Raw genomic sequence first — 7048 nt, 5'->3', positions numbered from 1 at the left:
CCCGCTGCTGCTGCCCTCCGGACAGGGTGTCCGCGCGGCGTTCGGCGAAGTCGGCGAGACCGACGCGGTCGAGGCACCGCAGCGCCTCGGCACGCATCGCCTTCGGGTAGGTCACCGCACCGTAGCGCGGGACCGTCAACCGCCCGAGACCGCCGACGAGCACGTTCTCGATGCAGCTGAGACGCCCGACGAGGTTGAAGTGCTGAAAGATGAAGCCGACCTTCTTGCGCAGTTCCCGCACGCGCCCCCGGCTGGCCAGATCGACGCGGGTATCGAGGGCCGTGATGCTGCCGGAGGTGATCGGCTGCAGACCATTGATGCAGCGAAGCAACGTGGACTTGCCCGAGCCCGAGAGTCCCAGCAGAACCAACATCTCACTGTGATGCACATCGAGATTCACGTTGCTCAGTGCCGTTGTAGTACCGAATTTCTTGGTGACGTTGTGTGCGCTGACAACGACGTCGCCGCGGTCGGTGGGTGCGAAGCTCATCAGCCCTGGCACTTTTCGGAACCGGTGACCTCACATACGTGGCGGACGCCGTCGTAGTCGCTGTCCTGGGCGGGAACGACGCCCCAGGCGTCTTCGTCGGTGATGCGGCATTCCTCGGCGCAGATGCCGTCGGCGACGAAGGCTTCGGCGTTCATCCCCTCTGCGAACACGGTTTCGAGCTTGTCGATCGCTTCGGCGCCGAGCTCGTTGTTGGCAGCGAACAGCGACCCGGCGATGGTCTCCGACTTCCACACGGTCTTCAGCTCGCCCGGTGCCAGCTCACCGTTGTCGATCATGGTGCGGTCGACCATCGTGTCGAAGGCGAAGCCCGCGTCGCAGTCTCCGGCCCTGACGGCGAGAGCCGATGCGTCGTGCCCTCCTGCGTAGATCGGCGTCACCCCTGCCGAGATGTCGCCTTCGGATCCGGATGCGACGACGCCCTCCTCGATCAGTCCGGCCGAGGGGTAGAGGAAGCCCGACGTGGAGCTGGGGTCGACGAAGCAGACCTTCTTGCCCGCGTAGTCGGCGAGGCCGTTGACAGAGGTGTTGTCCGAGCGCGTAATTCCGTACGACTGGTATCCGGGGGGCGTTCCCTCGTCCTGCACGACGGCGCCCAGCGGCGTCATGTCGGCACCGTTGATGCCGGCGACCACGTAGGCAAAGGGCCCGAAGAACGCCAGGTCGACGTTGCCCGCGATGAGTCCTTCGACGACGCCCGCGTAATCCGAGGCCTGCACGAATTCGACGGTTGCGCCGGTCTCACGCTGCAGGCGCTCGATGACCGGGTCGTAGCTCGCCCTCAGGTCGGTCGAGTTCTCGGCCGGAATTGCAGCGAGAGTGATTGTTTCGGGAAAGCCCTGCTCGGTGGTGGCGTCTGCACTCGAACTGGAACAGCCGGCGGCAACGAGGGCGACGGCGGACAATGCGGCGGCAGAGACCGCGGCGCGACGGGAAGTAGTGGTGATCATGGCGGTGATTTCCGTTCTCTTCGAGTATGGGAGTCAGGGAAGGAGTGCAGCGGGGAGATCGGCGACGCTGGCGAGAATGTGGGTCGGGTCCGCGCTGCGCAGTTGGTCTTCCGAATGCGCACCGGTGAGTACACCGACGAGCACGGAGGCGCCCGCGCGTCGGCCGGAGTCGATGTCGTTGGAGGTGTCGCCGACCACGGCAACGGCGCTCATGTCGCTGACCTGGGCCCGCAACGCGGCAGTGAGGACGAGATCGGGATGCGGGCGTCCGCGGACCACATCACCGGGGGCGAGGTAGGCGTCGGCGAGGTCGGTCCAGCCGAGCGAAGTGAGGATCTGCTCCTGCGTGGAGGGTGAGAAGCCGGTGGTCAGAATGACGGCCACGCCGGCGTCGCGGAGACGGGAAATAGTGTCGGCGGCACCGGGCACGGGTGCAACGCCGTCGGCAATGCGGGCGTCGTACGCCATTTCGAAGGCGCGGTTGGCGGCCTGCGCTCGTTCCTCGTCACCGAACAGGGCACGGAAGACCTCGATCTTGGACTGTCCCATCGTGTCCAGAACGTACTGACGTGCGGACTCGCGCTCGGTGCCCTGTTCTGCGAGGCCGACGCTGGTGGCGGCCGCGTCGAAGGCGCCGATGACCAGGCCGTCGTCGGTGACCGTGGTTCCGGCCATGTCCATGACGACGAGTTCGATTGCGGTGGTTGTGGAGGCGGTCGAGTTCGGCATAGGGCCCACTGTGCCGGTTGGTATAGACCACAAGGAGTTACAGCGGTGAACGGCCGATGAACGTGCATCAACCATTTGGTCTAGACCGTTAGCTGCTAATATGACCGCATGGTTGTCGACGCCGAACCCCGGACGCTCAAGCACCAAGTAGTGCGCAGGAGCCTCGACTCCCTGCTCGACGGGATGTCGCCCGGCGATCCGTTCCCCTCCGAACGGGACCTTGCCGAGGCGCACGATGTGTCACGGGAGACCCTGCGCCAGGCAATCCGAGAGTTGTTGGTGGCGGGGCGAATCGAGCGTCGCGGCCGCGCCACCGTTGTGGCTGCACCGAAAGTAGTACTGCCGCTGGCCATCGGGTCGTACACCGAGGCGGCGCGAGACAAGGGAATGTCGGCCAGTCGAATACTCGTCGGCTGGAGTACCTATGGCGCGGACGACGCCCTGGCCGAACTCTTGCACATCGAACCCGGCGCGCCGATGGTTCAGCTCGAACGTGTCTTCACCACGGACGACACTCGTGTGGGTCTCGAAACGACTCGGATTCCCGCACACCGCATTCCCGGCCTGATGGACACCTTCGATCACCGCACGTCGCTGTACACCGAACTACGCACGCGCGGAATCACGTTCGGCCGCGTCGTCGACACCATCGAGACAGTTCTTCCCGACGCCCGCGAGGCGGCACTCCTCACCGTCGACACCAGGACGCCCATGTTTCTACTCAATCGGACCTCGTACGACGACCAGGGCGTGCCCATCGAACAGCGGCGCTCTCTCTATCGCGGCGACCGCATGACCTTCACCGCCGTCATCGACGCCTGACTACCCGTAGAAAGCGATACCCACGTGATTTCGAACAGGTACGACGTTGTCGTCGTCGGCGCAGGCATCATCGGCCTCGCCCACGCCTATCACGCCCACCAGCAGGGCCTGAGCGTGGCGGTGGTGGACCACGCCGATGCCGTCGCCGGGGCGTCGGTGCAGAACTTCGGACACGCCTGCATCAGTGCACAATCCGGAGATGCACTGACCTATGCACGGGCAGGTCGCCGGCACTGGCTCGAACTGTCACAGAAAGCCGGCTTTTGGTCTGCCGAGACGGGAACACACTGCGTCGCCCGGCACGACGACGAATTCGCCGTCCTGCAGCAGTTCGCCGAACTCCACGGACCGGATCGCGGACGATTGCTCGACCGCCGCGAAATACTCGACCGCCTGCCTGTTTCCGGCGATGGAGTCGTCGGCGGCATGTACATGCCCGATGACCTACAGGTCGACCCCCGCACCGCAGCGCCGTCGATAGCGCGGTGGCTGGAACGCTCCGGCGTCGACTTCCACTGGCGCACAGCAGCAACGTCATTCGATACCGGCGTCGTACACACAACCCGGGGCCGGATTGCAGCCGACACCGTCTTCGTCACCGTGAACCACGACATCGACCGGCTCTTCCCCGAATACGCCGAGGACGGCGGGCTCGTGCGGTGCCGATTGCACATGATGCGCGGCGTGCTGCCTCTCGCCTTCCCGCTGCCCACGCCGTTGTTCACGGGATGGTCACTGCTCCGGTACTCCGGATTCGCCGGCCTGGCTGCGACTCCCCTGCTGGCCGAACGGCTGCGGTCCAAGTTCGCCAAGTACGTAGACATCGACCTCCACCAGATGTACACCCCGCAGCCCGACGGCTCGATCCTGATCGGCGACACCCACTTTCGAGACATCACGACGTCGCCTTTCCAAAGCGAAGAAGGATTCGAAGTACTGCTTTGGGAAGCGAAGGCGATATTCGGCGTCGACCGCATCGACGTCACCGAACGATGGCAGGGTGTCTACAGCTCCGCCCCGGGCTCGGAGTTCCTGCTCGCTGCACCCATGACCGGTGTCCACATCGTCACCGTCACCACCGGCATCGGCATGACCACCAGCATGGGGCTCGCCGAAGCAAGCGTCACCCGTGCACTCTCGGTCGGTGAACGCGGCTGAGCCGATAGCTGGTTGCTGAGCCGACGCCCGGTGGCTGAGCTGGCATCCCTTTTGCCAACCTTGGCCACGTATCGGCCGCCGAGCAGGGGTGCCTGGTTCCCAACAGAGGTGCTGGCTCTGGCCGAGCGGCTCCGGCCGGTCACGGTGCCCCGAGAACTCGACGACATCGTCGGGCAGACGCTGATCGGCTTGACCTTCCCCCTACGGGAACGTCGACGCTGTTTTCATGACGACAGAAACCCTCTCCCCCATCGTTGCCCGTTACTTCACACTCTCCGACGGACCGGACCGGGCGCAGGTGGTCGACGTCTTCACCGATGATGCGACGGTGCTCGACGACGGCCACACCTACCGCGGTCGGGAAGCGATACTCGCCTGGCTCACCGGCCCGGCCAGCGAGTTCACCACAACGTCGACCCGGCTGAGCCTCGAGCAAACCGACGGGGTTACCGTCGTCGTCACCCTGCTCGAAGGCAACTTCCCGGGCGGACGCGTCGAGCTTCGATACGAGTTCCACGAGACCGACGGCCGTATCGGTTCACTGTCGATTACCGCGTAATGGCTGCGCGGTCAGAGGATTCGACTCAGGAATTGTTGTGTACGTGGATTCTTGGGATTGCCGAAGAACTCCGTCGGAGGGGCTTCTTCGACGATTTTGCCGTCGCTCATGAACACCACTCGGTCGGCTGCGGCTTTGGCGAACCCCATCTCGTGGCTCACGACGACCATGGTCATTCCCTCGTCGCGCAGACGAAGCATCACGTCGAGGACTTCGTTGACCATTTCCGGGTCGAGCGCGGAGGTGGGTTCGTCGAACAGCATCACTTCGGGCTTCATCGCCAGGGCTCGGGCGATCGCCACGCGCTGTTGCTGGCCACCTGACAGCTGCGAAGGATAGTTTTCGCCTTTGTCGGCCAGGCCCACGAGGTCGAGTAGCTCCTGCGCTTGGCGGCGCGCACGCACCTTGTCGGTGCCCAACACGTGGCGGGGACCGGAGGCGACGTTGTCGAGTGCCGTCATCATCGGGAAGAGATTGAAACTCTGAAACACCATTCCCGTGTGGTGCCGCTGCTTCGCGATCTGCGCTTCGGACAACGGCGTACGCTTCTCGTCCTCGGAAAACCCCATCATCTCCCCGCACACCCGTACGGTTCCCGACTCGATGGTCTCGAGGCAGTTCAAGGTGCGCAGCAGAGTGCTCTTCCCACTGCCCGACGGACCGAGCAGCAGCACCACCTCACCCTTGTCGACGGTGAAGTCGATGCCGTCGAGCACCACCAGGTCGTTGTACGCCTTCGTCATGTTTCGCACTTCGACCATCGTCGTGGTCGGCGGTTTTGTCGCCGCGATTGCACTGTTCGACATCATCGGTTCACGGCCTCGGCTTCCATCACGCTCTCGTCGAGCTTTTTCGACGGGGCACCTTTGCGCTTGTAGTTGCGGTCGTAGCCTCGCCCTACTCGCGTTTCGATCATCGTCTGTATCAGTCCCCACAATGTTGTGAGCACCAGGAAGTACAACGCCGCAGCGCACAGACCCTCGAGCACCCGGAAGTTGACCTGCACGAGGAACTGGGTCTTGCGCAGTAACTCCTGGACAGAGATGACCGACACCAGGGTCGTCGTCTTCAGCAGTCCGTTGAAGCTGTTGCCCAGCGGCGGAATCATCACGCGCATCGCCTGCGGCAGAACGACGACGCGAAAGACCTTGGTGGGCGACATCCCCAGAGCACGCGCAGCTTCGGTCTGACCGGTGGGCACCGACAGCAGGCCGGAGCGCACGATTTCTGACAGGTACGCCGCTTCGTTCAACACGAGCCCGAGCAAGGCGGCCTCGATGACTCCCAGCTTGATACCGACCTGCGGCAGGCCCGTGTAGATGATGACGAGTTGCACGAGCAGCGGTGTGCCGCGCATCAGCCACACGTAGAAGCCCGCGACGGCGCGCACCGGCATCAGCTTCGACGATCGTGCCGCGGCAACCACGACCGCGAGTGCCAACCCGAGAATCATGCTGACCACGGTGAGCCAGATCGTCACCCACGCACCTTCGAGAAGCTGGGTGCTCGTCAGGATGGAAAAGAATGCGTCCCAGGACCACATACGGGTGCCTTTCGACTAGAGGAAGCGTTCGCTCAGCTTTCGAGAGGCCCTGTGCTCACGGCGATGTCGCCCACGTAGCCGGTTACCTCGTACTGCTCGAACAGATCAGGTAGGTAGCCGTCGTCACGCATCTCGGACAGCACGCGAGCGACCTCGGCCGCGGACTTGCTGCCCTTGGCGAAGCCCATCGCGAGTGGCGCTTCGTTGATGCCACCGACAGCTGTCTCGAAACGGCCGTCTTCCTGATAGAAGGATGTGACGGATTCGACGATGGATGTACCGTCGAGCTGCCCGGCCGAAAGTGCCTGATAGGCATCGGCGTTGGTCTTGAATGTCTGTACCGTCATCGGCGCCTTGCCTTCGGCGACGAATTCTTCGGCAAGCGCGGTGAGGGTGTCGAACTCGTACCCCGGCGCCTCGACGCCGATCGTCTTCCCTGCGAGATCGTCGATGGACGCGATCCCCTCGGGATTGCCGGACGGCACCGAGATGGACACAGCCTGAACCTCGTAAGGTACGAGGTCGATGGTCTCTGCTCGGGCCGGGGTGTAGAACATGCCGGTGTCGATCATGTCCCAGCGACCGCTCTGCACACCGGGAATCTGTGCTTCGAATTCGATGTTGACGAACTTCGGCGACAAACAGAGCCGCTTCGCGATCTCTTTGCCCAGATCGACGCGCATGCCGATCACCTCGCCGTTGCCGTCGACGTACTGCATGGGCGGGAGGGTGGCATTGGTTGCCATCGTCAACGCGCCCTCCTCGGCCAAGTCTGCTGC

The 7048-nt window shown here is 63.9% G+C and carries 9 protein-coding genes; 3 read left to right on the top strand and 6 right to left on the bottom strand.

Annotated features, from left to right (window positions below; all coding sequences use genetic code 11):
* From WBQ44_RS11050 to WBQ44_RS11040, 3 genes are all read right to left on the bottom strand, one after another.
* On the bottom strand, positions 1–490 hold a 490-nt coding region (locus tag WBQ44_RS11050), incomplete at its 3' end, for a phosphonate ABC transporter ATP-binding protein (protein WP_495566733.1).
* Positions 490–1458: a phosphate/phosphite/phosphonate ABC transporter substrate-binding protein gene (locus tag WBQ44_RS11045; protein ID WP_495566732.1), complete on the bottom strand. Its 969-nt coding sequence runs from the start codon at positions 1456–1458 to the stop codon at positions 490–492. The genes WBQ44_RS11050 and WBQ44_RS11045, both read right to left, overlap by 1 nt.
* Positions 1459–1491: 33 nt before the next feature.
* Entirely contained in the window at positions 1492–2187 is a 696-nt protein-coding gene (locus WBQ44_RS11040; protein ID WP_495566731.1) for a phosphonatase-like hydrolase, read from the bottom strand.
* Positions 2188–2295: 108 nt separating this feature from the next.
* On the opposite strand from WBQ44_RS11040, the gene WBQ44_RS11035 reads away from it, so the two are divergent.
* The 3 genes from WBQ44_RS11035 to WBQ44_RS11025 all read left to right on the top strand — a co-directional run bounded on the left by WBQ44_RS11035 (position 2296) and on the right by WBQ44_RS11025 (position 4726).
* Entirely contained in the window at positions 2296–3009 is a 714-nt protein-coding gene (locus WBQ44_RS11035) for a GntR family transcriptional regulator (RefSeq protein ID WP_495566730.1), read from the top strand.
* Between the two features lie 24 nt (positions 3010–3033).
* Positions 3034–4167, top strand: coding sequence for a TIGR03364 family FAD-dependent oxidoreductase (locus WBQ44_RS11030; RefSeq protein WP_495566729.1), 1134 nt, complete (start codon positions 3034–3036; stop codon positions 4165–4167).
* Positions 4168–4393: 226 nt separating this feature from the next.
* Positions 4394–4726 carry a nuclear transport factor 2 family protein gene (locus tag WBQ44_RS11025; RefSeq protein WP_495566728.1) on the top strand — a complete coding sequence of 111 codons (333 nt, stop codon included), beginning with the start codon at positions 4394–4396 and terminating at the stop codon, positions 4724–4726.
* Between the two features lie 11 nt (positions 4727–4737).
* Here WBQ44_RS11025 and WBQ44_RS11020 read toward each other — a convergent pair whose 3' ends face one another.
* The 3 genes from WBQ44_RS11020 to WBQ44_RS11010 form a co-directional block, all read right to left on the bottom strand.
* Entirely contained in the window at positions 4738–5487 is a 750-nt protein-coding gene (locus tag WBQ44_RS11020; protein ID WP_495566734.1) for an amino acid ABC transporter ATP-binding protein, read from the bottom strand.
* A gap of 44 nt (positions 5488–5531) precedes the next feature.
* Positions 5532–6269, bottom strand: coding sequence for an amino acid ABC transporter permease (locus tag WBQ44_RS11015; RefSeq protein ID WP_495566727.1), 738 nt, complete (start codon positions 6267–6269; stop codon positions 5532–5534).
* A gap of 32 nt (positions 6270–6301) precedes the next feature.
* On the bottom strand, positions 6302–7048 hold a 747-nt coding region (locus WBQ44_RS11010), incomplete at its 5' end, for an ABC transporter substrate-binding protein (RefSeq protein WP_495566726.1).

This window comes from Rhodococcus sp. (in: high G+C Gram-positive bacteria), assembly GCF_049591685.1.
In the GTDB taxonomy this organism is placed as follows: domain Bacteria; phylum Actinomycetota; class Actinomycetes; order Mycobacteriales; family Mycobacteriaceae; genus Rhodococcoides.
This window is presented reverse-complemented; position numbering and strand designations above follow the sequence as displayed.

Excerpts from the sequence above, each read along its gene's own strand:
- WBQ44_RS11045 (WP_495566732.1), bottom strand. The coding sequence starts at position 1,458 with ATGATCACCACTACTTCCCGTCGCGCCGCGGTCTCTGCCGCCGCATTG.
- WBQ44_RS11040 (WP_495566731.1), bottom strand. The coding sequence starts at position 2,187 with ATGCCGAACTCGACCGCCTCCACAACCACCGCAATCGAACTCGTCGTC.
- WBQ44_RS11035 (WP_495566730.1), top strand. The coding sequence starts at position 2,296 with ATGGTTGTCGACGCCGAACCCCGGACGCTCAAGCACCAAGTAGTGCGC.
- WBQ44_RS11025 (WP_495566728.1), top strand. The coding sequence starts at position 4,394 with ATGACGACAGAAACCCTCTCCCCCATCGTTGCCCGTTACTTCACACTC.
- WBQ44_RS11020 (WP_495566734.1), bottom strand. The coding sequence starts at position 5,487 with ATGGTCGAAGTGCGAAACATGACGAAGGCGTACAACGACCTGGTGGTG.
- WBQ44_RS11015 (WP_495566727.1), bottom strand. The coding sequence starts at position 6,269 with ATGTGGTCCTGGGACGCATTCTTTTCCATCCTGACGAGCACCCAGCTT.